The 25648-nt window shown below is 67.9% G+C and carries 23 protein-coding genes; 16 read left to right on the plus strand and 7 right to left on the minus strand.

The window, feature by feature from the left end; translation table 11 throughout:
- Positions 1-22: 22 nt before the first annotated feature.
- The 7 genes from WMF34_RS29010 (at position 23) to WMF34_RS29040 (ending at position 8361) form a co-directional block, all read left to right on the plus strand.
- The gene (locus WMF34_RS29010) at positions 23-643 is read left to right on the plus strand and encodes a hypothetical protein (RefSeq protein ID WP_157906975.1); all 621 of its coding nucleotides are present in this window, start codon (positions 23-25) and stop codon (positions 641-643) included.
- Positions 640-906 (plus strand): hypothetical protein, encoded by a 267-nt coding sequence (locus WMF34_RS29015; RefSeq protein WP_012238236.1) that lies wholly within the window; start codon positions 640-642, stop codon positions 904-906. Before WMF34_RS29010 ends, WMF34_RS29015 begins: the two co-directional genes overlap by 4 nt.
- A gap of 40 nt (positions 907-946) precedes the next feature.
- Positions 947-1123, plus strand: coding sequence for a hypothetical protein (locus tag WMF34_RS29020; protein WP_012238237.1), 177 nt, complete (start codon positions 947-949; stop codon positions 1121-1123).
- 386 nt (positions 1124-1509) lie between these two features.
- A complete protein-coding gene (locus WMF34_RS29025; protein ID WP_437989830.1) occupies positions 1510-3882 on the plus strand; it encodes a hypothetical protein in 2373 nt (790 codons plus the stop codon).
- Between the two features lie 174 nt (positions 3883-4056).
- Positions 4057-6123, plus strand: a complete 2067-nt coding sequence (locus tag WMF34_RS29030) for a toxin-antitoxin system YwqK family antitoxin (protein WP_437989831.1) — start codon at positions 4057-4059, stop codon at positions 6121-6123.
- A 154-nt stretch (positions 6124-6277) separates the two neighbouring features.
- Positions 6278-7687: an MBL fold metallo-hydrolase gene (locus WMF34_RS29035; protein WP_437989832.1), complete on the plus strand. Its 1410-nt coding sequence runs from the start codon at positions 6278-6280 to the stop codon at positions 7685-7687.
- Positions 7684-8361 (plus strand): YeeE/YedE thiosulfate transporter family protein, encoded by a 678-nt coding sequence (locus tag WMF34_RS29040; protein WP_437989833.1) that lies wholly within the window; start codon positions 7684-7686, stop codon positions 8359-8361. The genes WMF34_RS29035 and WMF34_RS29040 overlap by 4 nt, the downstream gene beginning before the upstream one ends.
- Here WMF34_RS29040 and WMF34_RS29045 read toward each other — a convergent pair.
- From WMF34_RS29045 to WMF34_RS29065, 5 genes are all read right to left on the minus strand, one after another.
- On the minus strand, positions 8342-8764 hold the full coding sequence (locus WMF34_RS29045; RefSeq protein ID WP_012238242.1) for an arsenate reductase ArsC: 423 nt from the start codon (positions 8762-8764) through the stop codon (positions 8342-8344). The two genes, WMF34_RS29040 and WMF34_RS29045, sit on opposite strands and share 20 nt — an antisense overlap.
- Complete coding sequence (locus WMF34_RS29050) at positions 8761-9480, minus strand: aquaporin (protein WP_012238243.1); 720 nt, start codon at positions 9478-9480, stop codon at positions 8761-8763. Before WMF34_RS29050 ends, WMF34_RS29045 begins: the two co-directional genes overlap by 4 nt.
- Positions 9464-9937, minus strand: a complete 474-nt coding sequence (locus WMF34_RS29055; RefSeq protein WP_012238244.1) for an ArsI/CadI family heavy metal resistance metalloenzyme — start codon at positions 9935-9937, stop codon at positions 9464-9466. The genes WMF34_RS29050 and WMF34_RS29055 overlap by 17 nt, the downstream gene beginning before the upstream one ends.
- 44 nt (positions 9938-9981) lie before the next feature.
- Complete coding sequence (locus WMF34_RS29060; protein ID WP_044966040.1) at positions 9982-10287, minus strand: ArsR/SmtB family transcription factor; 306 nt, start codon at positions 10285-10287, stop codon at positions 9982-9984.
- Between the two features lie 263 nt (positions 10288-10550).
- A complete protein-coding gene (locus WMF34_RS29065) occupies positions 10551-12200 on the minus strand; it encodes a CTP synthase (protein WP_012238246.1) in 1650 nt (549 codons plus the stop codon).
- Between the two features lie 793 nt (positions 12201-12993).
- On the opposite strand from WMF34_RS29065, the gene WMF34_RS29070 reads away from it, so the two are divergent.
- The 6 genes from WMF34_RS29070 (at position 12994) to WMF34_RS29095 (ending at position 20036) form a co-directional block, all read left to right on the plus strand.
- The gene (locus tag WMF34_RS29070) at positions 12994-14115 is read left to right on the plus strand and encodes a serine hydrolase domain-containing protein (RefSeq protein ID WP_437989834.1); all 1122 of its coding nucleotides are present in this window, start codon (positions 12994-12996) and stop codon (positions 14113-14115) included.
- Positions 14116-14166: 51 nt separating this feature from the next.
- Complete coding sequence (locus WMF34_RS29075; protein WP_437989835.1) at positions 14167-15291, plus strand: anion permease; 1125 nt, start codon at positions 14167-14169, stop codon at positions 15289-15291.
- Positions 15292-15357: 66 nt separating this feature from the next.
- The gene (locus WMF34_RS29080; RefSeq protein ID WP_437989836.1) at positions 15358-16758 is read left to right on the plus strand and encodes a radical SAM protein; all 1401 of its coding nucleotides are present in this window, start codon (positions 15358-15360) and stop codon (positions 16756-16758) included.
- Between the two features lie 39 nt (positions 16759-16797).
- Positions 16798-17967: a methyltransferase domain-containing protein gene (locus WMF34_RS29085; RefSeq protein WP_012238250.1), complete on the plus strand. Its 1170-nt coding sequence runs from the start codon at positions 16798-16800 to the stop codon at positions 17965-17967.
- A 114-nt stretch (positions 17968-18081) separates the two neighbouring features.
- The gene (locus WMF34_RS29090; protein ID WP_437989837.1) at positions 18082-18729 is read left to right on the plus strand and encodes a class I SAM-dependent methyltransferase; all 648 of its coding nucleotides are present in this window, start codon (positions 18082-18084) and stop codon (positions 18727-18729) included.
- Between the two features lie 77 nt (positions 18730-18806).
- Entirely contained in the window at positions 18807-20036 is a 1230-nt protein-coding gene (locus tag WMF34_RS29095; RefSeq protein WP_437989838.1) for a cytochrome P450, read from the plus strand.
- A gap of 214 nt (positions 20037-20250) precedes the next feature.
- On the opposite strand, the gene WMF34_RS29100 is transcribed toward WMF34_RS29095, so the two are convergent.
- The gene (locus tag WMF34_RS29100; protein ID WP_437994674.1) at positions 20251-21327 is read right to left on the minus strand and encodes a class I SAM-dependent methyltransferase; all 1077 of its coding nucleotides are present in this window, start codon (positions 21325-21327) and stop codon (positions 20251-20253) included.
- A gap of 17 nt (positions 21328-21344) precedes the next feature.
- Here WMF34_RS29100 and WMF34_RS29105 point away from each other — a divergent pair, with 17 nt between their 5' ends.
- A complete protein-coding gene (locus WMF34_RS29105) occupies positions 21345-21875 on the plus strand; it encodes an Lrp/AsnC family transcriptional regulator (protein WP_437989839.1) in 531 nt (176 codons plus the stop codon).
- Positions 21872-22873 (plus strand): N-acetyltransferase family protein, encoded by a 1002-nt coding sequence (locus tag WMF34_RS29110; RefSeq protein WP_437989840.1) that lies wholly within the window; start codon positions 21872-21874, stop codon positions 22871-22873. The genes WMF34_RS29105 and WMF34_RS29110 overlap by 4 nt, the downstream gene beginning before the upstream one ends.
- A gap of 216 nt (positions 22874-23089) precedes the next feature.
- Here WMF34_RS29110 and WMF34_RS29115 read toward each other — a convergent pair whose 3' ends face one another.
- The gene (locus WMF34_RS29115; protein ID WP_012238257.1) at positions 23090-23365 is read right to left on the minus strand and encodes an NADH-dependent flavin oxidoreductase; all 276 of its coding nucleotides are present in this window, start codon (positions 23363-23365) and stop codon (positions 23090-23092) included.
- Positions 23366-23821: 456 nt separating this feature from the next.
- Here WMF34_RS29115 and WMF34_RS29120 point away from each other — a divergent pair, with 456 nt between their 5' ends.
- A complete protein-coding gene (locus WMF34_RS29120; protein WP_012238258.1) occupies positions 23822-25207 on the plus strand; it encodes a patatin-like phospholipase family protein in 1386 nt (461 codons plus the stop codon).
- The last annotated feature ends 441 nt before the right edge of the window (positions 25208-25648 follow it).

Here is a 25648-nt window from a genome sequence, read left to right on the forward strand (position 1 = left end):
GTTGGCTACTCTCATGCCGCTCATGTCGAGGAAGCTTCATCAAGGCTCGGGGGCTCCCCATCTCGGCCCCCTTCAGCATCGGCCTTCAGCACGCGCGCTCGCGCCCGGGCAAGCTCGGGACGCGCGCCGCCTCGCCCGCGGCGCGCGGGGGGCGGCGCGCCTCGCGCTGGGGATCGCGACCGCGGCGCTCGCGCTGGCGGCGTGCAGCGGCGGCGAGGCGCGCGCGCCGAACCCGTTGCGCGCCCTCGACGAGCGCAGAGCGATCGAGGTGATCCGCCGGGCGATGGCGCACGAGGGCGCGCAGCCGGCGCGCGGGCGCGAGGTCGAGCTGACCAGCGGGCAGAAGGTGCGCGTCGATGTCGGCGTGCAGAGCCGCTCGTACGGCGTCGTCTACGTGACCGAGGAGGACGCCCAGGCGCTCGGCGCCGCGATCCCGCCGCCGAACGGCCGGGACGAGAAGCTACGCATCGTCCGCGGCGGGCCGGACGGGGCCATTCGCCTCGTGCTCCTCTACCAGCAGAACTACCTCTACGACGACCTCGTCGGCGAGTCGCACGAGCGCACGACGATCACCGCCGAGCGCGAGCTGACGCGCGACGTGCAGGACTTCATCACCTACGCGCGGACGCAGAAGTTCCAGTGAGCGCGCGCGAGGAGGGCGGGCCGGCGCGCCGCCGGGGGCACCGGAGAGAGCGAGAGGCCGAGGAGCGCGCGCGACGCGCGCTCGGCGGCGGGGGGTTGCTCCTCGTCGCCGGGCTCGCGCTGGTCGGCGTCGGGCCGTCGGACGCGGGCATGGGGCTCACGGTGCTCGCGCTCCTGGTGCTCATCTACGGGATCCACAGCTTCGGCCGGCTGGGGACGGAGCGGGACGGACGGAGCGAGCAGGCGCGGGCTCCGTCGCGTTGAGGCTTGCAGAGCGGGGCGCGTTCGAGCAGCATCCGCCGCCATGCATCGCCCTACGCGCCAGCACGAGCACCTCACCCTCAAGGTCACCCAGAAGCAGGAGCGGAGCGCCCAGAGCTCCCGGAAGCCCGGCCGCAAGCACAAGCGCTGGAGCAAGTTCCTCGCGCAGTACGCGCCGCTCGTCGCTGGCGCCGAGACGGCCGCCTCCGCCGAGAGCTGAGCCCCCGCCGCCGGCCGAGGACGGCCTGGCGCCCGGCCTTCACGATTCCACCCTACACATAATTTCAAACCCATCGCATACCGGCGCAGGCCGCCTCCGACGAGGCGGCGGCGCCTCCGCCCGCGATGGCCGCTGTGCCGCCCGTGACACGAGCTGCTACCGCCCACGGTGCGACGCGGCCACCGCACCGCGGCCTCTCCATGGTTCGTGGATTTTCGTGATGGGGTCGCGCTCATCTCGCCACGTAGCCAAGAGAACACCCCCTCTCGGCGTCTGATACGCGATCGCCAGGCGGCCTGTCACCCACTCCGCGCGAGACGGGCGCGCCGGCTCCGCGCGCATGGCGCGCGAAGGGCCCACTCCATCTCTCGCGCAAGGAAGGATCCATGCCCGCTCGTCCTCCGTCCCGCGCTGCCCGCGCGGCAGCGTCGCTTTTGTGCTCCCTCGTCGTCGGCGGCATATCGCTCCTCCCGGGGTGCCTGAGCCGCCCGATAGCCCATCAGGACACGCGCACGACTGGCACCGTCGTCGAGCGGCTCCCGCGGCGCGTCGACAAGATCGATCTCCTCCTGACCATCGACAACTCATCGTCGATGAAGGACAAGCAGGACATCCTCGCGCTGGCCGTTCCCGATCTCGTGAGGCGCCTGGTCGACCCCCGGTGCATCGATCCGCTGGACCCCCTGGACTCGTCCCCGCCGGGGGAGGACGGCCGCTGCCCGAGCGGCAAGGAGCGCGAATTCGAGCCCGTCGTCGACATCCACATCGGGATCATCAGCACGAGCCTCGGCAGCCATGGCGCGGACTCGTGCCCCGAGGATCTGCTCACCTTCTTCAACAACGACAAGGGACACCTCATCGCGCGGAGCGACAGGGACGACCACGACGACGCAGACAACGACCCGCCGACCTACCAGAACCTGGGGTTCCTCGCCTGGGATCCGGAGCAGAAGCTCAGCCCCGCGGGCGAGTCGATCCTCGACGACGGCGCGGGGCGCGGCCTGGTGCCGACGCTGACGAACATGGTCCGAGGGGTGGCCGACAACGGCTGCGGCTTCGAGTCGCAGCTGGAGAGCTGGTACCGCTTCCTCGTGGACCCCGCGCCCTACGAGACCCTCGAGGTGGTGAACGGCAAAGCGGAGCGGCGCGGCGTGGACAGGAAGCTCCTGGATCAGCGCAAGGCGTTCCTGCGGCCGGACTCGCTGCTCGCGATCGTCATGCTGTCGGACGAGAACGACTGTTCCATCAAGGAGGGGGGGAACGCCTTCTGGGTCGCGAAGCAGAAGGACGACGGCGGCGACGTTTTTCGGATGTTCGCGCCGCGCAGGGAGTGCGCGGAGAAGGGCCTGGACGACCCGTGCTGCAAGTCCTGCGGGGCGCCCAGGGGCGAGTGCCCGCTGGACGAGGAGACCTGCGGCCCGGATGGACAGCCGAAGACGCTCCGCCCGAACGAGGACCCGCACAACCTGCGCTGCTTCGACCAGAAGCGCCGGTTCGGCATCGATCTGCTCTACCCGATCGACCGCTACACGGACGCGCTCACGCAGACGCGGATCCAGGATCACCAGGGCAATCTCGTCGACAACCCGATCTTCTCGGATCTCGACCCGGAGGACGAGAACAGCGCGGTCCGCCCGCCGGAGTACGTGTTCTTCGCGGGCCTCGTGGGCGTCCCGTGGCAGGACATCGCGCGCCAGGACGGCGCGGGTCAGCCCAATCTCCGGGAAGGCAGGGACCAGGAGGGCAACCGCGTCGGCGGCTTCAAGAGCGCCAAGGAGCTGAGCGCCCCGAACGCGGGCTTCGCGAGCACCTGGGACATCATCCTCGGAGATCCGAAGTCGCGCCGGAGCCCGGGCGATCCCCACATGATCGAGTCGCCGCTCCCCCGCGACGGCGAGAACCCGATCACCGGGACGCGCATCGCCAGCCCGGACTCGCCGGACGACGCCAACGCCATCAACGGCCATGAATGGAACCCGAACCCGGGTTTCGGCGACCTCCAGTACGCTTGCACGTTCCCGTTGCGCGAGCCCGTGACGGGCGATGACTGCAAGGGCACTGAAGACCGAGACAGCCCCCTGTGCAAGGACAACCCCGACGGCACCGACAGCAACCTCCAGGTCAGCGCGAAGGCCTATCCGGGCCTGCGGCAGCTCGAGCTCATCCGAGACCTCGGGGAGCAGGGCATCGTCGGCTCCGTGTGCCCGGCGCAGCTCGAGTTCCCGGCGGAGGACCGGCTCGACTTCGGCTATCGGCCGGCGATCGGCGCGATCGTCGATCGCCTGAAGACGAAGCTCGGCGGGCAGTGCCTGCCCCGCGCGCTCCAGCCGAACGAAAGCGGACAGGTCAGCTGCCTCGTCCTCGAGGCGCGGAGCACAGCCGAGGGGAAGTGCGGCTGCGACGGGCTCACGGCGCGGCGGGAGGTGCTCCGCGAGAACCTCGCCGCGAAGCGGATGGTGCTCGAGGATCCGGTGGCGGCGGCGAACGGCTGGAACTGCGTCTGCGAGGTCGAGCAGCTGAAGACGCCGGACGAGCTCGCGGCGTGCCAGGACACGGTGCCTCCTGCGCCGGTCGAGGTCGGCGGCGAGAAGGTGCACGGGTGGTGTTATGTCGACCCGCGGCTCGGCTTCGGCCGAGACGAAGTCGTCGCCAAGTGCCCGTCCACAGAGCGCCGCCAGGTCCGGTTCACCGGCGACGGCGCAGCCCTGGACGGCGCGACGCAGTTCGTCATCTGCACCGGCGACACCGCCGACCAGTAGCGCGGCGCCAGCTGCAGCGATCCGCTGCGCAGGCGGTCCTCGAGAGGATCGAGCTCCGGTGGCTCGGAGCGGCGCTCGGGCAGGCGCCGCTCGCCCCGAACCCGCGCTTCGTGGATCTTTGCAATCAGCGTGAAGGGCCGCCTTCTCGGCGCGAAAGCCGATAGACTGTGATGCGTGGACTCCACGGCACACCACGGCGCGGAGCGGCCTCCGTCGATTCCTCCTTCAGCCAGGTACAACCCCGAGCACGGCACGTTCGAGCTCGTGGAGACCGACGCCGACGGCCGCCGCTCGGGCGAGTGCCACGTCTACCGCGCGAGCGACGGCTCGTTGCTCTCGCGCTGCTGCTACGCGGGTGGGGTGAAGGACGGGCCGTTCACCTTGTTCCACCCGAACGGTCAACCCGCGCAGCGCGGGCGCTACCGGGGCGGCGAGCTCGACGGCGAGGTCGTGGTGTATGGCAGCGACGCCCCGACGGAGCTCAGGTTACGACCGTGCTGTGTGCCGCCCGGCGCCTGGGAGCTGCGAACGCGCTATCGGCAAGGGAGCATCCTGCGCCAGGTCTTTCACGACCGCGACGGGTACCCGATCTCCGCGGACGGCTCCCGCTGGCCCGACAGACCCGCCGGCGTCGCAGGAGAGGCCGACTACGACCACGGCTCGCAACGATGGCTGGTCCGCGAGGAGGACGAAGCCTCGGCCTCGCTCATCGACCGTTACTTCACGCGCGAGGGCAAGCCCTCTCAGGAGATCGAGGTTCGCGCTGGCGCGCGTCATCGCGAGCTCCGGTACGACGCGATGGGCCGCCCTTCCGAGGAGCGGCACTTCGATCCCCAGGGGCGCTTCCACGGCCCGTCCGTCCGCTGGTTTCCCGATCCGGACACGAGCCCTTACCTCGACCGGCGCGTGCGCGAGGAGCGCGGCCAGTATGCGCACGGTCACCCGGTCGGAGCGTTCACGGGGCTCGACGCGGACGGGGCGCCGGTGGTTCGACGCGAGCTCGGCGCGGCCCTCGACGAGGCGAGCCTCGGCGCGTCGCCCGCGCTCGCCGAAGAGATCGCGGCGTGGGACGCCGAGCGCGTCTGGGCCCTCGCGCGAGAGCTCTTGCAGGACGGCCGCGCGCGCGAGGCCTGCTGCGCCGCGGCCCGCGCGGCGGCCCGCGGGGGCGAGCGAGAGAGGCTCGCCGAGTTCCTGCGCGGTGCGACGCTGCAGCCGAGACCCGAGGTCGTGGAGCAACGCGGGCGAGCGCTGCTCGAGGCGTCCGACGCGACCGCGCTCGGCGTCCTGGACGAGCTCTTGCTCGGCGCCGAGCCGAGCGCGGCGTACCGCACGCTCGCCGCCGTCTTCCGGGGCTCGCGTCGCGTCGCGCTCTCGCTCGTCGAGGCGGCGCTGCTGCTCGTGCCCGAGCGCCGCTCGACCTGCATCACGCGCGCGCTCCTGCGGCTCGATCTCGGCGACACGCGCGGGGTGCTCGAGGACGCCGACCGCGTCGAGGCCGACGCCCCCGCCGTGGCCGAGCACCTCAGGACCTTCGTGCGGCTGCTGTACCCGGAGTTCGCTTTCTGGCCGGCGCGCCAGGCCATCGATCCGGTGCCCGGCGACACATCGGCCACGGTCGAGCTCGATCAGCCGATCGAGCAGGTTCGGCAGAAGGTCCAGCTCTACGCCACCCGCTTGCTGCGCCTGCGCGAGGCCGTGCAGCGCAGCCTGCCGGGCACGGAGCCCTGCCCGTGGCTCCCGCCCGATCTGTCGCACCTCTTGCCGGACGGGCCGGTGGAGCTCGCGCGGACAGAGGCGACCTTGACCGAGGAGACCGAGAATGGCGTCGAGACCGTCGAGCTCACCGTAGACGAGGCGCTCGACCCAGGAGCCCTGCCGGTCTCTCTCCTGATGCGGAGGGCCCGAGCCGAGTGGGCCGCCCTCTGCTGGCTTTGCTGGTCGGCCGGCCTCGACAAGGTCGCGTTGCCGGAGCGCATCGCGCACCGGCCCGACTTCACGGCGGCGGTCAACATGTCGCTCACCCGCTGGTTCCGCGCGCGCGACCAGCTGCAGAGCGGCGGGCTCGTCAGCCGGGCGCGCGGCGTGCCGGGCTTCCTCTGGGAAGGGCACGACATCGGCGAGCTCGACCCCACGCTCGCGGGCATCGCGGCCGACGAGTACTTCGAGATGCGCTGTCTCTTCGTGTGGCTCATGTTCCGGGAGAACATCTCCCCGTTCCAGAGCGATATCCGCGCGGCGTGAGCGCGACGCACCATCTCGCCACAGCGGACAGGTCGAGGCGTGGCGGTCCTGCGCGCGACGGGTGACCCCTTGAGCTCGCGCGTCGCGCCGATCGCTCGCGGCGGCCGGTCTGGCGCCTCGCTTGCATCCGCTCCCGCGCATGCATCTACACCGGATGAAGACTCCAGGTCTCGCTCACATCGCCTACCTGCTCGGCAACAAGGGCGAGGCGATCGTGGTGGACCCGCGGAGGGACATCGACGAGGTCCTCGCGGCGGCCCGGGAGAGGGATCTCGTGTTCAAGTTCATCCTCGAGACGCACCGCCACGAGGACTTCGTCATCGGATCTGGGGCCCTCGCGAAGGCGGCGGGCGCGAAGATCGTGAGCGGAGATCATCCGCTCTTCGGACAGAGCGACATCCGGATGCGGGACGGCGAGGAGCTCGACCTGATCGGGCTGCGCATCCGCGCGCTCCATACGCCGGGACACACGCCGGAGAGCACGTGTTATGCCGTGTTCCTCCCGGACGTGCCCGGGCGCGCCTTTGGCGTCTTCACCGGAGATACGCTGTTCATCGGGGAGACGGGCCGGACCGACCTGCCCGACCGCGAGAAGACCAGCGACAACGCGCGCCTCCTCTTCGCCTCGGTGCACGAGAAGCTCCTCCCGCTCGGGGATCAGGCGCTCGTCTGGCCCGCCCACGGCTCCGGCTCGGTCTGCGGGGGCAACATCGCGGAGCGCGACGATTCCACGCTCGGCCTCGAGCGCGCCTACAATCCCGTCTTCGTGAGGTCGGCCGACGACTTCGCCCGCGCCAAGGTCGCGGAGCGCATCCCGCGCCCACCCTATTTCAGCTTGATGGAGAGGCTGAACCTCGAAGGGGGCAAGCCGCTCTCCGTGAAGCCCGGTGAAGTACCCTTCCTGCCGCCAAGCAAGTTCGCGTCGGAGTCCAAGCAGGGGCTGGTGCTCGACGCGCGCGACCCCGAGGCGTTCGCGTCGGGCCACCTGCCCGGCTCGCTGAACCTCTGGTTCGCTGGGCTCCCTGTGTTCGGCGGGTGGGTCGCGGACGAGGCGACCCGGGTGTACCTGGTCGTCTCGCGCACCGCGGACGTGGAGGCGGCGGTCCTGCACCTCGCGCGCGTCGGCGTCGATCACGTCTCTGGCGTGCTCGCCGGAGGGTTCGACGCATGGCGGGACGCCGGCATGCCCATCGAGAAGACGGGCACGATGACCCCGCGCGAGCTCCACGACGCGGGCGGCGCCGTCGCCGTGCTCGACGTCCGCGATGATCAGGAGTTCGAGGCGGAGGGGCACATCGAAGGCGCGCGGCACATGTACGTGGGCTATCTCGACGAGCACTTCGAGAAGGTCCAGCCCGCGCTGCCGCGTCATGGCCGCATCGCGCTCGTCTGCAGCGTCGGGCATCGCGCTGGGCTCGCGACGAGCGTCCTCCGTCGCCGCGGCTTCACCGAGGTCGCCAACGTCCTCGGCGGGATGACGGCGTGGGGGAAGCTCGGTTTGCCGACGAAGCAGGGCCCCGAGCGCACGATCGCCACCATGGATATCGAAGGAGCGCGACGATGAGCTCGCAGGCAGGCGCGCGCTGGGCGCCGGAGATCGCCGGACTCGCGATCGGAGCGCTGGAGACGTTCGCGATGGGGACCGCGAAGCGGCCTCTCGGCGTGACGTCCGCGTTCGAGACGGGGGCGAGCGCGCTGGCGCGCCGGCTCGCGCCGCAGGCCAGCCGGGTGAACGAGTTCGTGGCCAAGCGGGAGACGACGCCGAAGATCGACTGGGAGGTGCTGCTCGCCCCGGGCATCGTCCTTGGCGCGTTCCTGGCCTCGCGCGCCTCGGGCACGCGAGGATCCTCGCTGCCGGGCGCATGGCGGGCGCGGTTCGGGGAGAGCCGCGGAAAGCGCTACGCGGCCGCGTTTTGCGGGGGCGCCCTGATGATGTTCGGCGCGCGGCTCGGCAAAGGATGCACAAGCGGGCACGGCATCAGCGGCACGATGCAGCTCGCCGCGGCGAGCCCGCTGGTAAAAAACGACGGCTTGGATAGGCCGCGACCTCCACGTCGCCTCCGGAACGACCCTTCCGCCAGATCGCGACCTCCACGTCGCTTCCGGAACGACCTCGGGAGCGGCGGCGGGTTCGACTGCTTCCTCGCCGCCAGGCAGGTCGGCCCAGAAGGGCGAGTTATCGGCGTGGACATGCCGCGATCCGGAGCGGCCGTCCGTGTCATCCGGCGTCGCCCGTAAGAGCAGCGGCCCACCCCTCGCGGGAGACGAGCTCGGCCACGCGCGCGCGGACCGCATCGCGGATCTGTCGAACGCGCTCCACCGGCTTGCCCTTGGGATCCTCGAGCGGCCAGTCTTCACGGCGCAGCCCTGGAACCACGGGGCAGACCTCTCCGCATCCCATGGTGACGAGCAGCATCGCCTGGCGGGCGAGGTCGTCGGTTAGACGCTGCGGCTTCGCGCTCGAGAGATCGATCCCCACCTCCGCCATCGTGACGAGCACCTCCGGGTGAACGCCCGGGCCCGGCTGAGTGCCGGCCGAAATGGCGCGCGCCTTGGATGGGTCAGACATGGCGTTGAACCACGCCGCGGCCATCTGTGAGCGACCCGCGTTGTGAACGCAGGCAAAAAGCACGGTCTTCACGACATATCCTCCGGGAGTATGCGATCGACTACGCGATCGGCGACCTTGGGCAGGGCGGGAACGAGCCAGCGAAATGCCAGCGTTGCCACCGCTGCCCCTGCAAGCTGCGCGACAACAAACCCAGGTGCGTCCGCCGGGCGGATGCCGGCGAAGGTGTCGCTCGCCGCCCTGGCAAGCGTGACAGCCGGGTTGGCGAACGACGTGGACGAGGTGAACCAGTATGCGGCCGTGATGTACGCGCCAACGGCGAACGGAACCGCCTCGACCCGCCTCCGGGCGCTGCCCCAGATGACGGCCAGCAACCCGAACGTGGCAACGAACTCGCTCGCCATCTGGGCGAGCCCCGAGCGCTCGTGCCGCGACGCCGAGAACAGTGCCTCGCCGAACATGACATGAGCCACGGCGACGCCCGCGAAGGCCCCGGCGATCTGGGCCAGGATGTACGCGGGCACCTCGCGCCAGGAGAGCCCACCCTGGCTCGCGTCGGCGAGCGTGACGGCAGGGTTGAAATGCGCGCCGGAGATGGCGCCGAAGGTCAGGATGAGCGCCACCAGCGCGGCGCCCGTCGCGACGGTGTTCGCGAGCAGGGCGAGCGCCACGTTCCCGCCGGCAAGGCGCTCGGCCATGATGCCGGACCCGACCACCGCGGCGAGCAGCAGAGCCGTCCCGAGCGCCTCGGCGACGGCCCTGCGCGCGAGATCAGCGCGCGGCGCCATCGTTGAGCTTGGCCGGGACGCAGCATGCGGGTGCGCAGCACGAAGCGTCGTTCTTCGAGGGCATCGCAGGCTGGCTCCCCATCACGTCCGCGTCGCCCTTCACGACGAACACCTCCCACGAGTTGCCGTCGGGGTCCTCGATCCACACCTTGTCCTGCACCGCGTAGCAGCAGGCCGTGTCCTCCTCCGTGAAGGTCTTGAGCTCAGCGGCCTCGAAGCGACTCTTGGCCTCGAGGACATCCTCCGTGCTCGCGACCTGAATACCAAAATGACTGGCGTTGACCCCGGTGCGCGGCGCCTCCTGCATCGTGAGGTTCAGGGACGGAGACGCCAGATCGAACTTCGCGTAACCGGGGCGGCGCTTCGTAGCACGCACGCCGAACGCCCTCTCATAGAACGCGACCGAGGCATCGATGTTGGAGATGTTGAGCGAGATATGAGGCTTGAGCACATTCATGGTGATATCCTTCGATAAAAATCGAAATAAAGAAGAAAAAAAAATCAGCAGCACCCCTTACCTCGCTTGCAACAATCCTCCCAGAGGTACGAGGTGAGCGCTTGGAGCGCGCCGTAATCGGCGCTGTAGTAGTGGAACGTCCCCTCCCCACGGGATTTCATGACCCCGGCGTCGACGAGCCGCTTCAGGTGATGGCTCAGCGTCGAGGCCGGCAGGTCGACGTGTCCCTGGATCTCACCGGCCGATGCGCCGTCTTCGCCTGCTTGAACCACGAACCGCAAGATGCTCAGGCGCACCGGGTGTCCCAGCGCTGCGAGCTGTCCCGCGTGACGGTCTAGCTTCGACGGCACACGTCATTTCTACCAACACCAGAACAGCCCTGCAAGGCCATTTGCGGAGGCCGGAGAGGCCGGAGTCAGCGACCCAACACTACAGTACTTCCAGAATTTTGTGCCCCTTGCCACGCGGTGTCGCGCGTCAACGACGGAGGCCCAGCGGCAGAAGGCGACAGAAGACCGAGGTGGCCAACATCCGAGGAAGCGCTGCATGCGCCGTCCGTACCACATTCGCTCACCAGGTGTGCGGGCCCTGCTCTGGCCCGGAGTCGCCGGCGCTACGACACGGATGCGCCGGCAGTCGTGCCCTTCGTGGTTCGCTCGTGCCGCCGCTGCATCGAGGCCCTCACGAACTGATTGAAGAGCGGATGTGGCGAGTTCGGGCTGCTCTTGAACTCGGGGTGAAACTGGCAGCCGACGAAGTAGGGGTGATCCCGCAGCTCGATCATCTCGACGAGACGCCGATCAGGCGATGTGCCGGATATCGTCATGCCGTTCTGCATCAGCGTGTCCCGGTAGGCGTTCGATATCTCGTAGCGATGGCGATGGCGCTCGCTGATCTGGGTCGACCCGTAGGCATGCGCGGCGAGCGACCCCTTCTCGAGGATGCACGGGTAAGCGCCGAGGCGCATCGTCCCCCCCTTCTCGGTGATGCCGCGCTGATCCGGCATGATGTCCACCACCGGGGCGCTCGTGCTTCGATCCACCTCGACCGTGTGAGCGTTCCGGATCCCGCATACGTACCGCGCGTACTCGACCACTGCCAGGTGCATGCCCAGGCAGATGCCGAAGAACGGGATCTGCGCCTCGCGGGCGAAGCGGATCGCCGCGATCTTCCCCTCCACACCGCGATCACCGAACCCACCGGGAACCAGGATGCCGTCGAGCACCTCCAGGTTTACGTCGCGCTCCCCCTGCTCGATCTTCTCGGAATCGATGTACTCCAGCTCGACGCGGACATCGTTCTGGATGCCCCCATGGATGAGCGCCTCGTGGAGGGACTTGTACGCGTCGCGCAGGTGCACGTACTTCCCGATGATCCCGATCTTGACGGCGCCATTCGACGGACTCTTGAACCGCTCGACGATCTTCCTCCAGTTCGAGAGGTCGGGTTGACGTGCCCAGATGTTGAGCTTCTCGGCGATCTGCTCGTCCATGTACTCGCCATGCAGGGCGATGGGCAGCTCGTACAGGCAGGAGACGTCCGCGGCCGCGATCACGCACTGCACCGGAACGTTGGAGAACAGCGATATCTTCTCCTTGATGCTCTTCGAGAGCGGCCTATCGCAACGACATACGAGGATGTCCGGCTGGATGCCGATCTCGCGCGCCTGCATCACCGCGTGCTGTGTCGGCTTCGTCTTCGACTCGTGGGCGGTGCTGATGTATGGAACGAGCGTAACGTGCACGTTGATCGCGTGCTGTGCCCCGACCTCGAGCTTGATCTGCCGGATTGCCTCCAGGAACGGGAGCGATTCGATGTCGCCGACTGTGCCGCCGATCTCGATGATACCGAGATCGGCGCCCTCCACGGCCGCGAGCATGCGCTGCTTGATCTCGTACGTCACGTGCGGGATCACCTGCACCGTACCACCGTTGTACTCCCCGAGTCGCTCCTTGGCGATCACTGCCTCGTAGACACGCCCGGTCGTCAGGCTGTTCAGGCGCGTCATTCGCGCCGAGGTAAATCGCTCGTAGTGTCCCAAGTCGAGATCGGTCTCGGCTCCGTCGTCCGTCACGAACACCTCGCCGTGCTGATATGGCGACATCGTGCCAGGATCCACGTTGATATACGGGTCCGCCTTCATGAGCGTGACCCGCAAGCCGCGCGCCTCCATGAGTGCCCCGATTGACGCCGACGTCAGGCCCTTTCCGATGGAGGACACGACGCCACCGGTGACAAAGACGAGCTTCGTTCGCTTGCTCACAGCTTTCTCTCCGCGGTGCGGCGACGGCACGCACTCGGTAAGTAGGATGAGCTCTGGATTCCCCCGGGACAGCAGTCCCGATCTCCCGAGAGCAACGGGTCGCCCTCCTATCACCGCTCTCGCCGGGAGACAACTGCCGGCCAGAGCTCCACGTGTCTTCACCTCGTCCGGTGGTCTACGGAACGGGTAGGCACACGGCTTGCAGCCGCCCCCCAACTGCTCATCCCGAGATACGTGGCCAACGCCGCCCCTCCCTCGGCAGCATGCCCATGCAGCCGTCACTCGAAGGAGCCGTGGGCGGGCGCGAGACGAAACAGTCCTGAGACGTGGCCGATAAGCTCAGGCCATAAACCGCGAAATCACGCAGCTTGGAGCTGAAACAAGCCGGGCGAGCGATGATGAAATCGTCGACCTCTACATGGCGATGAGCGCCGCGCGATGCAGTCAGGGTGGATAGTTTGCGCGTGTCTACAGGGCAGCAGTATTTCGACAATCCTGGAAGGATCAGATCCTACTTCCAACAAATTCGATTGACGTCTTCGAGAATGCTATGCATCCTCACCCTGCCCATCTGTTGGCGGGTATGACTGGTCCGACCACCGGATCTGGTCGAGCCATGGGCGCGAGGTGGGGGTATGGCCTTCGCCCTCGCTCATCTCTTGAATCAGGGGGTTCGGGACGCAACCGCTCGCGGGGATCGGGGCTGCGCACCACCGGATTCTTTGGGATCCGCGTCTCGCGAGACAGATGGCCGCACGGATTTGGCGTCAACGGAGGACCGGGTTTTACTGCCATGGAAATCAACACCCAGATCATTCATGAGCTGCTCAAGACGAAGTCCGACGACGGCTCGTTCTCCGGCGTCGTGCTGGTGCGGCAGCAGTGCACGAACAAGGTCGAGTACGCGTGCGGCATGGCCGACAGGAGCAACGCGATCTCGAACACGCCGAGCACGAGGTTCGCGACGGCGTCGGCGAGCAAGATGCTGACGTCGCTGGCCGTCGCCCAGCTCGTCGAGAAGCGCAAGCTCGCTTTCGACATGAAGATCCACGAATGCCTCGGCAGGCAGCTCGGAAATATCTCGACGGATGTCACGCTTCACCACCTGCTCACCCACAGCTCGGGGATCCCCGATTACACCGACGACCGCAGAAAGGGCGATCGCGAGAGCGTCTGGAACAACGTCCCCGTTTACGCCGTTCAGAGCGCATCGGACTATCTCCGGCTGTTCGTCGAGAAGCCGATGAAGTTCAAGCCCGGCGAGCGCTACCTCTACTGCAACTCCGGCTACGTCTTGCTCGGGCTCGCCGTCGAGAAGGCGACCGGGATGAGCTTCTGCGACTACGTCGCCGAGAACATCTTCGGGCCGGCCGGGATGACCGAGTCCGGCTACTTCGAATCGGACCGACTGCCACCGGACACGGCCCGCGGGTACATCGGGAAGCCCGGCGACTGGAGGACCAACGTCTTTTCGCTCGTCCCGAAGGGAGGCCCGGATGGCGGCGCGTACACGACGGCGAAGGACCTCATGCGGCTCTGGGACGCCCTGACCGGGTACAAGCTGCTCTCGGAGGAGCTGACCCAGAAGATGCTGTCGCCCCAGATCGAGGACGGCAACACAGGCGAGTGGTTCTACGGCTACGGCCTGTGGGCGAACATCCAGGACGGCAGCACGGTCAAGTTCAGCTGTATCGGTGAGGACCCGGGCGTCAGCGTCCGGCTCTTCGTCTACCCGAAGCACGGCGTCAGGATCGCCGTCCTCTCGAACCTCAGCGAGACCGCCGCCGGCTTGGCCGACCAGATCCAGGATCTCATCTTCCCGGCCGGCACATTCAAGCTGGGGGACCCGAGCACCCTGCTGTCGTGCGGCGCTGGCGGCGGGTCGTGCGGGGCTGCTCCCACGTGTGGTGGGTGAGCAGGTGAGCGAGCGGCCAGGTTCACCGCGCGACGCGGTCGGAGGGTAACGATGGTCTTCGTCCTGTTGCTATTCATCTGTGTGCTCGCGTTCGCGAACGGCGCGAACGACAACTGCAAGGGAGTCGCCACACTCGTGGGCTTCGGCGCCGCCAAGCCGAAGCAGGCGCTGATCTGGGCCGCCGTGACCACCGCATGCGGTGCCGTGGTGTCCTACTGGATCTCCGGGGCCCTGGTGGACAAGTTCAGCCGCAGCCTGTTCGAGGCGGGCATCGTGCTCGACCACGGCTTTTTCGTCGCCGTCCTCTTCGGGGCGCTCGGCTGGGTGCTCATCGCTACCAAGTCCGGTCTGCCGGTCTCGACGACGCACTCCATCACGGGCGCGCTCATCGGCGCAGGTCTGGTCGCGTTCTCGAGCGGTGGGATCCGGTGGGCTTTCCTCGTCGACAAGTTCGCCAAGCCCCTGGCGCTCAGCCCGATCCTCTCGCTGGCCGTCGTCTTCCTGCTCGCCTGGCCAGTCACGGCTCTCGTCCAGCGGTACGCGAACCTCTGCGTCTGTGTGGTCCCTGCGCCGCCCGCTCACCTCGGGAGCACCGCGGGCGCGCTCAACATGAGCGCGGCCGCGCCTCCGGGGCCCGCGCTCGTCGCGGCCTACGACGGCGGCTGCGAGGCGCAGCCCGTTATCGCCTCGGCGACGGCCGCCATGGTTGCCAACGCGGTCCACTGGGCCAGCAGCGGCATGGTGGGCTTCGCCCGCGGCTGGAACGACGCGCCGAAGATCGCGGCGCTCGGCACCGTCGCGGCGGCGACGGTCGCGCCAGAGCACGGCCGGCCGCTCGTCTTTCTGCTCGTCACCGCGGCGATGGCCGCCGGCGGGCTCATCGCCGGCGCGTCGGTCCTGGAGACGCTCGCCAAGAAGGTCACCCCGCTGCCGCTCGTCGAGTCCCTCACCGCCAGCACCGTCACCTCGACGCTCGTCAGCCTCGCCTCATGGAACGGGCTCCCCGTATCGACGACCCACGTGTCCACCGGCGCCATCATCGGCGCAGGATTGAAGAACAACGCGCGCGAGGTGCGGTGGGGGAAAGTCGGGGAGATCGTGCTGTCGTGGCTCATCACGCTCCCCGTGTCGGCTCTCCTCGCGAGCGGCGCGCTGTTCCTTCTCTCTCGCCTCTGAGCCCGCGCCCTGCACCCCGGCCCCCGTCCAGCGACGATGCCCGTGCGAACTTAGGAAGGTGTCACGATGAACGTGCTTCTTGTCTCGACCTATGAATCCGGCTTCCAGTCGCTCGGCACGAGCGTGGCGGCCGCGCACTTGTTGGAAGCGGACGTCCGCGTCAATGCTCTGGACCTCTCCGTCACGCCGACGCCGGACATCGACGACCTGTGCCGCCATGACCTGGTCGGCTTTCATCTGCCGATGTTCCACTCGGTGCCCGCTGCGGTCCGCGTCGCCGGGCGCCTCCGGCAGCAGGAGAAGGCGCCGAAGATCTTTTTCTATGGTCTGTACGCGGATCTCTTCCGGGAGAAGCTGCTGGGCCGCCATGGCGACTACGTGCTCGGCACCGACTGGGAGGATCAGATCGTGCCTCTCGTGAAGCGGAGCCCGGATCCGTCGGTGGTCCAGCTTCAGAAGCGCGGGTTCGCCCGGCAGAACAGGTACCGCACACCGGCGCGCCAGGTGCTCCCGCACCTCGGCAACTACGCGAAGCTCGTCGAGGACGGCGCCCACATGCTCGCCGGCTGCGTCGAGGCGACGCGTGGCTGTGCCCACCACTGCACGCACTGTCCGATCCCGCCGGTCTACGGGGGCAAGGTGACGATCATCCCGGAGGAGGTCGTCCTCGCCGACATCGACAACCTCGTCCTCATGGGCGCCCGGCATGTCTCCTTCGTCGATCCCGATTTCCTGAACGTGCCTCGCCACAGCCTGTCCATCATGAAGGCCGTGAACGACAAGTACCCCTTCCTGACCTATGACTTCGTCGCGAAGGTCAGCCACTTCAGACGCCACGAGCAGTACGTGCGCGAGCTCGCGAAGCTCGGGCTGAAGTTCGTGCTCACCGCGATGGAGTTCAACGACAACGAGGTGCTCGACATCCTCAAGAAGAAGCACGACATCGACGATCTCGATTGGTCCATCGGCCTCTTCCACGAGCTCGGGGTCCATCTCAAGCCCACGTTCGTCATGGTCAATCCGTGGGCCGAGGTGGGCGACATCATGGATCTCCTCGAGTTCGTCGAGACGCGCGGCCTCATCGACGCCGTGGACCCGATCCAGTACAAGATCCGGCTCCTCCTCTTCAACAACTCACCGCTCATGGACAGCGTCGGCCTGTACGCCTCGCTGGGCGAGGAGAGCGACTACTACACCGAGTGGCGCCACCGTAACCCGGCCGTCGAGGAGCTCCACCGCGAGATCTGCCGCTGGGTGGACGAGGCGGTCGAGCGGCACCTCAGCACCGAGGACATCTTCTACGGCGTCAAGAGGCGCGTGGCGGAGCGCCTCCCACCCGGGCATCGCTCGTCCATCGGTCCCGCGCCCGTCAAGCTCCCCCCGGCGGAGTGCCCGCGCTTCAACGTCCCCAATTACTGCTGTACGGAGCCGACCGAAGGTCTGGAGGAGCTCAAAGGGCTCCTTTGATAAACCCAGTCACCAACATCCTTTCACCCTGTGAGTGTCATGGAAACTGAGCATCAATCGAGGGTCCGGGAAGACTACGGCAAGGCCGCCGCCGAGGCACAGACCTTGTGCTTCACCAATGCATACAAGAACATCGATCTTCGCTGGGTCCCGGCGGAGGTCCTCGATCGCAATCAGGGCTGTACGTCCCCCTTCGGCGGCATGGAGATGGGCCTCCGCCGCGGCGACGTGGTCGTGGATCTCGGGTCCGGAGCGGGCCTCGACGCCTTCATCGCCGCGAAGCAGGTCGGACGCTCGGGGCGGGTCATCGGCATCGACATGACGCCGGAGATGCTGGAGGTGGCGCGGAGGAACATCGACCCGGTGACCCGCGCGCTCGGCTACGACGAGCCGAACGTCAGGTTTGAACAGTCGGTCATCGAGCGGCTGCCGCTCGCAGATAGCTCGGTCGACGTTGTCCTGTCGAACTGCGTGATCAACCTGTGCGAGGACAAGCGCGACGCCTTCAGCGAGATCTTTCGCGTACTGAAGCCAGGTGGCCGGTTCGTCATATCGGACGTCTTCTGCCCCCAGGAAGTGCCGATGTACATGAAGAACGATCGCGCGCTCATCAGCGCGTGCATCGGTGGCGCCATGGCGATCCCGAGTTTGTTGCGCCTCACGCGCGCGTGCGGCTTCCGTGGCCTCACCCTCTCTCACTCAGGGAACTACAGCCGCATCGACGGCGTCGACTTTCTCTCGCTGACCGTCTCCGGGTACAAGCACGAGAGGCCGAGCGAGGGGACGATGTATGCGGCGCTGATCGGCCCCTGCTCGATGGTCACGGACGAGGACGGGACCACCTACGAACGGGGGAAGCTGGTCGAGGTGAGCGCCGCGACCGCGGCGATGCTCCAGCGCCCGCCCTACCGGGATTACTTCTTCGTGGCGGCGACGCCGCGCAAGATCGACGCGTCGTCGTGCAAGGGTATCCTCCCCGAGCCTGGCCCCTGCGTCTACGTCGGCGAGTACGCGACGCTCCTGGGTCCCTTCACCCAGGTCCGGGATGACGATGGCCACGTCTTCGAGGCGGGGCTGCCTGTCGAGATCTGCGAGAAGACCTCGCGGGTCCTGCACTTCCCGCTCTACGAGCGGCTCTTCACCCTGGTGAACCGGGCTCAGCAGCGGCCTGACGCCCTGAGCGTACAATGCGGCCCATCCTGCTGCTGAGCAGCGACAATCGTACTGGCGCCTCGCGTGATTCCTCTCGGCGGGCTCGCCGTTGTTCGAGTATACTAGAAGGACTGTAGCACCTCGATCGTGCAAGAAAGTAAGGAGAGAACGATGGCAACGACGACCACGACGACAAAAACCGGCTCCAACGAGTACTTCGCTGAGGTCGCCGAGGAGTGGGACGAGATCCGCTCGGGTTACTTCACCGAGGGGATGCGTGACGCGGCGATCGCGCAGGCCGGCCTGCCTCCCGACGCCGTGGTGGCCGACATCGGCACCGGCACCGGCTTCGTCGCGGCGGGGCTGGCCCCGAAGGTCAGGAAGGTTTACGGCTTCGACTCCTCGGCCGAGATGCTCTCGGTCGCGAAGAAGAACCTCGCCCGGTTCGACAACGTAGCGCTGCAGGTCGCCGAGGGGGAGAGCATCCCGCTGCCCGACCAGAGCCTGGACGCGGTCTTCGCGAACATGTACCTGCACCACGCCCCCGATCCGGCGGCGACGATCCAGGAGATGACGCGCCTGCTCAAGCCGGGTGGCGTTCTGTGCATCACGGACCTCGACACGCACACGAACACCTGGTTCCGCGAGAAGATGGCTGACGTCTGGCTGGGATTCGATCGCACGGACGTGAAGAAGTGGTACGCCGACGCGGGTCTTCAGAAGGTCGAGGTGGACTGTGCCAAGGGCACGTGCGACTGCACGGGGCCCTCGGGCGAGGCCATCAAGGTGACCGTCTTCATCGCGCTCGGGAGGAAGTGAGCGCAAGGGGGGCGGACCGCCCGGAGTTGTGCGCTGATCAAGCCAGTCATTGATGAGAGTGTGAAGGGAGAACGGCGGTGGAGACGCAAGTGGCCGCGACGCAGCCAGAGATCAACATCATCGCACCGGAGAACCTCCGGTGGCCTTACCCGATGTTCCGCCGTCTGCTCCTGGAGGAGCCGGTGTTCTACGACAAGAACACCGGCTCCTGGGTGGTCTCGCGGTACGAGGATGTCAACGCGCTCCTCCGGGACGCGCGGATGTCAGCGGACCGGTACGTCGCCCTCGCGGATACCGTTCCTCCCGAGCAGAAGGAGATGAACAGCTACATCGTGAAGTCGCTCTCGATGTTCATGCTGAACGTCGAGAACCCGACGCACTTCCGGCTGCGCAACCTGACGAACCGGTCGTTCACGCCCAAGTCGATCGCGGCGATGCGCCCCTCCGCGCACGTGGTGGTGAACGAGCTCCTGGACGCCGTGCAACCCCGTGGCCACATGGACGTCGTCGCGGATCTCGCCTATCCCATGCCGATCAAGTTCATTTGCGGGATCCTGGGCATGCCCGTGGAAGACATGGGGTTGATCAAGCAGCTCTCGGACGACGTCTCCGTGTACATCGGCAGCGCTGGGAAGGCGGCCGGGTGCATCCCGCCGGCTTACCACGCCATCGTGGAGTTCTCGAAGCTGTTTCGACCGCTGGTCGAGGCACGCCGGAAAGAGCCGAAAGACGACCTCATCAGCTCCATGGTCACGACCCGCGTCGATGGCGACTCGCTGAGCGACGACGAGGTCATCGCCAACTGCATCCTGTTCCTCGTCGCCGGCTTCGAGACAGTCACGAACCTCATCGCGTGCGGGACGCTCGCGCTACTGGAGCACCCCGATCAGCTCGAGCTGCTGAAGCGCGATAGCCGGCTGATGGAGGGCGCGATCGACGAGATGCTCCGGTACTATCCGCCTGTCAACCGGACGGCCCGGCTGTGCGTCGAGGATATCCCTCTGCGCGGCAAGGTCATCAAGAAGGGGCAGATCGTCGTGCTCATGCTCGGCGCCGGCAACCGAGATCCGAGCGAGTACCCGGATCCCGACCGGTTCGACATCGCCCGCGAGAATCGGTCCAGACCGCTCTCGTTCGGCGGCGGTCATCATTTTTGCATCGGATCCCACCTCGCCCGCATGGAGGGAGAGGTCGCGCTGGGCGCCCTGCTCCAGCGCATGCCGAACTTGAGGCTCGCCACGCAAGAGGTGGAGTGGCGGGGCAACTCCCGCTTCCGCGGCCTCAGAGCGCTCCCTGTATCATTCTGACGACGTGACGCCTCTTCAGGACGAGCGGCCCCGCTCTCGTACGGGCCGGGGCCGTCCGGCGTGCTCGATGTGCGTCAGCTCGTCCATCGGGTAGCAACCCCGGTCAGACCAGGCGCGTCACGAGGGGACATGCGATCGGCGCGATCACTCCGGCGCACGCACGCGGCTGGTTCAACCACGGCGGGTACCGTGTCCCTCGGACCTGCTCCCTGCTCTAGTTGCCTGCCGTGTGGGCGATCGCGAAGATGAGGTTGCGCTCGAGCCGGAGGCCCTTCGGCGTGCGGAACGCCTCGAGCTCGTTCGCGAGCCGCGCTCGCACCTCGCGCTTCTCCTCGGGGCTCAGGTGCGAGAGGTGGTTGCCGAACGAGCTCGAGCCGCTGTGCCTCAAGATCTCGTCGACGTCGGCGGCGTGGTCGACGAAGGTGAGGATCTCCACCGTGTCGGCGATGAAGCCGGCGCGCTCGAGCAGCGCTCGAACCTCGTCGACCGTCAGCTTGTGCGGGCGATTGCCCTCCGCGTCTCTCCCGAGCTCGGCCAGCACCTTGCGCTGGATCGGCTCGAGCTGGTGCGGCTTCTCCCGCGATCCCGTGCTGAATCCGAGCTTGCCGCCGGGCTTCAACACGCGCGCCGCCTCGGCGATGGCGCGCTCCTTCTGGGCCTCGTTCAGCCAGTGAAGGACGCTGTTCAGGTACACGACGTCGAAGCTCTTCGAGGCGAAGGCGGAGAGGTCCTCGGCGCGGCCGACCGCTGTCGCGAGGTTCGCGCGGGCCTTCTGCCGGGCGATGTCGACCCGGAGCGGCAGGGGATCGATGGCCGTCACGCTGCCCTCGGGGCCGACGATCTCTGCCACGTGAGCGGCGAGCCGGCCGGTGCCCGCGCCGACGTCGAGCACACGCTGGCCGCGCCGCACGCCCAGCGTTTCGATGAGGAGCTTGCCGTGGTTGAACTGCCGGTCGCTGCCGTGCTCGTAGGCCTGGGCGAGCTCAGGGGTGTCGAGAGAAAGGCTGATGGTGGTCATGCTGGCCGCCCGAGCAGGGCCCGTGCCGACGTCCGACGCCGCGCCGGCAGGGCCCGCGCGCCGGAGCGCCGCGCCGCCGGCGAGGCCCCGGGCGCGGCAGATCGCGGTCGCCGCTGCTCGCGGGCCAGCAGCGATGCTGCCGTGGTGCTGCGCCGCGAGCAGCGTGGCCGCGCGGCGAAAGGAGGCGGGCAGGGACGGCGGCCGGTCCGATGCGCCGGTGCATGGAGGGCCATGACTTGAATTTCGAAAGAATTTTATCAACAATCCATTCACTTCCAATGACAATCACCATGGATGGCATCGATCTGAAAGCGATCCACCTCCTCGCCCGCGACGCCCGCCGGTCGTGGGCGGACCTCGGCGAGGCGGTCGGCCTCTCCGCGCCCGCCGTGGCCGAGCGGGTGCGGCGGCTCGAGGAGCGCGGCGTCATCACGGGGTGGGAGGCGCGCCTGGACGCCCGGGCCGTGGGCGCCGGGCTCACGGCCTTCATCTCCGTCTCGATCGCGAACCGGCGCGGTCGCGGCGAGTTCCTGCGCGCCGTCGAGCGCGCGGCCGAGATCCAGGAGTGCCACCACGTCGCCGGCGACGAGGACTACCTGCTCAAGGTGCGCTGCCGCGACACCGAGGCGCTCGAGCGCCTGCTCACGCAGGAGCTCAAGGCCCACGACGGCGTGGTGCGCACGCGCACGACGATCGTCCTGTCCACCGCCAAGGAGACCGCGCTCCCGCCCTTGCCGCTGCCGTCCGACGAGGCGCGCGACGGCGAAGCGCGCCCCCGCAAGGCGTCCGGCCGCGGAGCCGCCCGGAAGGAGGCGCCGTGAGCGGCGCCGACGGACTGCCGCCTTTCGGCGATCGTGGCGAGCGCCGCGCGCGTCGCGAACGCCAGATCGACGAGCGCGACCTCGCGGCGCTCGCGGCCGCCATCGAGGACGCCGCGATCGAGCAGCGCGACTTCTCGCACGCGCGCCACCTGCTCCTCGCCCTGCACTACGTGCGCGCTCACGGGCCCGAGGGGGCGCTCGCGCGCATGCGCTCGGCCCTGCAGGCGTTCAACGCGCGGCACCCGCCGACCAACGGTTACCACGAGACGATCACGGTCGCCTGGCTCACGCTCGTCGCCCGCCACGCCGCCGACCACGGAGGCGCCGCCGTCCACGAGCTCGCGGAGGGCCTCCTCGACCGCCACCGCAGCAGCAAGGCGCTGTTCGCCCATTACTCTCGCGCGCGGCTGCTCTCGGACGACGCCCGTGCCGCGTTCGTCGCGCCCGACCTCGCGCCGCTCCCGGCGCCAGGCGACGGCGTTCTCATCCGCCTGGCGACCGAGGCCGATCTCGCGGCGATCGAGGAGATCTATGCGTTCTACGTCGAGCGCTCGACCTGCACCTTCGCCACCACCGTCCCGACCCCTGCGGAGCGCCGCGCCTGGCTCGCGGCGCACGGCCCCCTGCACCCCGCCACCGTGGCCGTCGAGGGCGACGGGACCGTGGTCGGCTGGGGCTCGCTCTCCCAGTGGAACCCGCGCGAGGCCTACGCCCGCTCCGTCGAGAACTCGGTCTACGTGCGCGACGGCCTCCACCGGCGGGGGCTCGGGCGCCGCATCCTCGCCGATCTCGTGAGCCGCGCGATCTCGCTCGGCCACCGCACGATCATCGCACAGATCGCCGGAGACCAGGCGGCGAGCGTCGCGCTGCACCGCGCGCTCGGGTTCGAGGACGCCGGGGTGCTCCGAGACGTGGGGTACAAGTTCGACCGCTGGCTCGACGTGATCCTGATGCAGCGGGCGATCCCCTACCAGGCAAGCGATGACCAGCAGCCGTGAAACGGCGTGCACGCCCGCGGCCACCACAAATTGGCGCTGGCGCCCGCGGTCCACGTGCACGCGCCTCGACACCCGGAGCGGAACAGGCCGCGCCCCGGGGGCTCGGACGCGACGAGCCCGGCGAACGGCGGCGGCCCCGAGACATAGGGAGATGGATAGAAGACAGACATGACCTCCTCCATCATCCTGATGTGATCGCCGTCGTAACGGCTGAGCTCATAGCAACCCAGCGGGTTCTCCAGCACGTTCGTCGTTGATGCCGGAGCTCAGGAACGGGTGGATGAGGTAGCCGTTCGCGCTGTGCGTCTCCACCCCGTCGAGCCCCGCCGCCTTCGCGCGCCGCGCCCCGTCGGCGAAGCGCTGGATCGTATATTTGACCTCCTCCCTGGTCATGGACCGGCAGAGGAACCCGTTGAACGGCTCGGTCTCGCTGGTCGAGCTCTGCGCCCGGAACGAGAGGTTCTCTGCGCCGCCGACGTCCTGCTGGCGCACCCACCAAACATTGCATTTCGAGGCTCAATACAACGCTTTCACGCTCGCTGTCTACGCTTCGCAGCCCGGAGTCTGCCCGCCGGACCACACGGCACTCGCTTCCGGCTGGGGGCTGGCCTTGGCCGGAGAGGCCCGCAGGACCTCCATGGATTCCATCGCAAGGTCTCAGCTTTTCTACATGATCTTCCTCCTCGCCCAGGCTTTGCCTGGCGCACCCAAGGCGCAAATCGATGGATTCTCCTCCGTGAGGCACGCCCGCGCGCGCCTCTCGCCGAGGCGATCTGCCGGGCACGAACGAGAGCGCGGATTCGAAGGAGTCATGACGTCGCTACCACAGCCACCCTCACCGTGGTAGCTTTTGCAGTGGGGCCCACGCCGCCTCCTCCGGGGCGTGGGGCCTGGCTTTTGCTCGGTGTGGAGCGATCGCAAGCGATGCCAGGGGGGAGGTAGAACGTCATGTCAGAGCAGGACCAAACGGCGGAATTCCAAGTCAAGCCATGGGCGCCTTTGTCAACGCCCATGGCCCCGATCGCCATCGTGTTGACCGGCGCGGGGGCTCGCGGCGCATACGAGGCCGGCTTCGTTTCCAGGCTGCTGCTCGAGCTCAAAAAAACTCGACCTACAATTCTCATCGGCACCAGCGCCGGCGCCATCAACGCAGCCCTGCTCGCGTCGCTGGCCGCCAGGACCCCGGAGGAGGCCAGCAACGAGCTCGTGGAGCGCTGGCAACGCATCCACAAAGAGATGGTCCTCGGCCCTGTCTTGCGTTCCTTGCTCTACGCCGGCGCAAAGTACGTCACCGGCGTGCTGGCCGGCACGAACGGCCCCACGAGCTTGCTCGATACGAGACCGCTGCGGACCAGCCTCGCGGACCCGGCCTTGATCGACTGGGATGTCATCCACGACAATCTGCAAGTCAGGCCCACGGACTGCGAGAGCGACGGGAGGGTGGACGGCAGCCTGCAAGTCAGGCCCAAGGACTGCAGGAGCAACGGGAGGGCGGACCGCAACATGCCCATGATCGATGTGCTCGCGGTTGCCACGACCGAGTCCGGGTCGGGGCGAACCAAAATATTCTACCAGATGGGCACCAACAGCTGTGCGAGAGCACCACGGAACGACGACGATCGGGCCATCGACTACGTCCGCACCCGGCTGTCTCCGGACCACGTGCTGGCGTCGGCCGCGATCCCGGTCCTGTTCCCTCCGACCCGGATCGGCTCGCCGGCTCGCGGCCGCTTCTACGTCGACGGTGGCGTGCGCCTCAACGCACCGCTGCAGCCCGCGCTCGCTTTCGGCGCCAAGGGCATCATCGTGGTCTCGACGGATTCACGGCGATATGGGGCGTCCGCAGCGGTGAACATCCACGAATGGCCATCGCTGCAGGATCACGTATTGCAGTTGATGCGCGTGATCACCTCCGATCGCATGATCGAGGAGGTTCGCAAGCAGGTGGAAGAGAACTACGTTGCCCAGCAGCAAGGCGCCCCCTTCACGCCCATCATCTTCGGCGGCCCATCAGGGCAAGAAAATGTCGGCTCGGTGGCGGCGAGAGCCCTGGAGGACATCCTGCGTGGCAAGCGCAAGCTGAAGCATCGCGACCTCTGGCTCCTTTACTTGCTCACCTCCGTGAGCCCATACAGCCGTCCCGATGTGCTCAGCTATGTGCTGTTCAACCCGCAGTTCATCAGCGCCGCGGTACGGGCGGGCGTTCAAGACGCCGATGCGCTCATCGAAGACGCCAAGACGTACAGCGAAGGCGAGGATACGGAGCAAAGCCTCTGGAACGTGCTGCAGATGAGGGAACACGCGAAGGTGCACCGTTCGCAGCCATGCACGTGAGCGTTCGCCGCCTGCCTGCCATGGTTGAATCCGCTGAACATCGCCCGGATCGCCTGCTGCGTCGCGCGGTGAGGCCGCCGGACGGCCGTCCGCCGCCCTCCCGTGCTCGCCCTCGGGCACCGCCTCGGCGCTCGCGCTCGGCCCGCGCCAGACCTACGACGCAGGCATGCGCCCCACCGTGCTCCTCTGGGACATCGACGGCGCGGTCTCCGTCGCCATCACCTTTTTCACCGAGCGGTTGATCCAGCGGTCGTCGAGCGGCTGAGCCTCATCGTGCTAGATCATCGAGGGAGGTTCAGGCGATGCAACACCCGTTCGAGTTCATTCCAGCAGATCGACGTACACCGCTCTTGTGGTCACTGCTAGGTCTCGCGCTCGCGAGCGGTGCGGCACAGAGTGTCGCCGACAGGCGCCTGCGGACGAAGGCTGCGCCGTAGTGGA

Origin of the sequence: Sorangium sp. So ce145, assembly GCF_051525985.1 — a bacterium.
Classification (GTDB): Bacteria; Myxococcota_A; Polyangia; order Polyangiales; family Polyangiaceae; genus Sorangium; species Sorangium cellulosum_B.

Bases quoted from the DNA above. Each gene is read 5' to 3' on its own strand.
- WMF34_RS29070 (WP_437989834.1), top strand. From the start codon at position 12,994: ATGGAAATCAACACCCAGATCATTCATGAGCTGCTCAAGACGAAGTCC.
- WMF34_RS29090 (WP_437989837.1), top strand. From the start codon at position 18,082: ATGGCAACGACGACCACGACGACAAAAACCGGCTCCAACGAGTACTTC.
- WMF34_RS29020 (WP_012238237.1), top strand. From the start codon at position 947: ATGCATCGCCCTACGCGCCAGCACGAGCACCTCACCCTCAAGGTCACC.
- WMF34_RS29055 (WP_012238244.1), bottom strand. From the start codon at position 9,937: ATGAATGTGCTCAAGCCTCATATCTCGCTCAACATCTCCAACATCGAT.
- WMF34_RS29080 (WP_437989836.1), top strand. From the start codon at position 15,358: ATGAACGTGCTTCTTGTCTCGACCTATGAATCCGGCTTCCAGTCGCTC.
- WMF34_RS29105 (WP_437989839.1), top strand. From the start codon at position 21,345: ATGGATGGCATCGATCTGAAAGCGATCCACCTCCTCGCCCGCGACGCC.
- WMF34_RS29040 (WP_437989833.1), top strand. From the start codon at position 7,684: ATGAGCTCGCAGGCAGGCGCGCGCTGGGCGCCGGAGATCGCCGGACTC.
- WMF34_RS29010 (WP_157906975.1), top strand. From the start codon at position 23: ATGTCGAGGAAGCTTCATCAAGGCTCGGGGGCTCCCCATCTCGGCCCC.
- WMF34_RS29025 (WP_437989830.1), top strand. From the start codon at position 1,510: ATGCCCGCTCGTCCTCCGTCCCGCGCTGCCCGCGCGGCAGCGTCGCTT.
- WMF34_RS29085 (WP_012238250.1), top strand. From the start codon at position 16,798: ATGGAAACTGAGCATCAATCGAGGGTCCGGGAAGACTACGGCAAGGCC.
- WMF34_RS29050 (WP_012238243.1), bottom strand. From the start codon at position 9,480: ATGGCGCCGCGCGCTGATCTCGCGCGCAGGGCCGTCGCCGAGGCGCTC.
- WMF34_RS29075 (WP_437989835.1), top strand. From the start codon at position 14,167: ATGGTCTTCGTCCTGTTGCTATTCATCTGTGTGCTCGCGTTCGCGAAC.
- WMF34_RS29120 (WP_012238258.1), top strand. From the start codon at position 23,822: ATGTCAGAGCAGGACCAAACGGCGGAATTCCAAGTCAAGCCATGGGCG.
- WMF34_RS29035 (WP_437989832.1), top strand. From the start codon at position 6,278: ATGAAGACTCCAGGTCTCGCTCACATCGCCTACCTGCTCGGCAACAAG.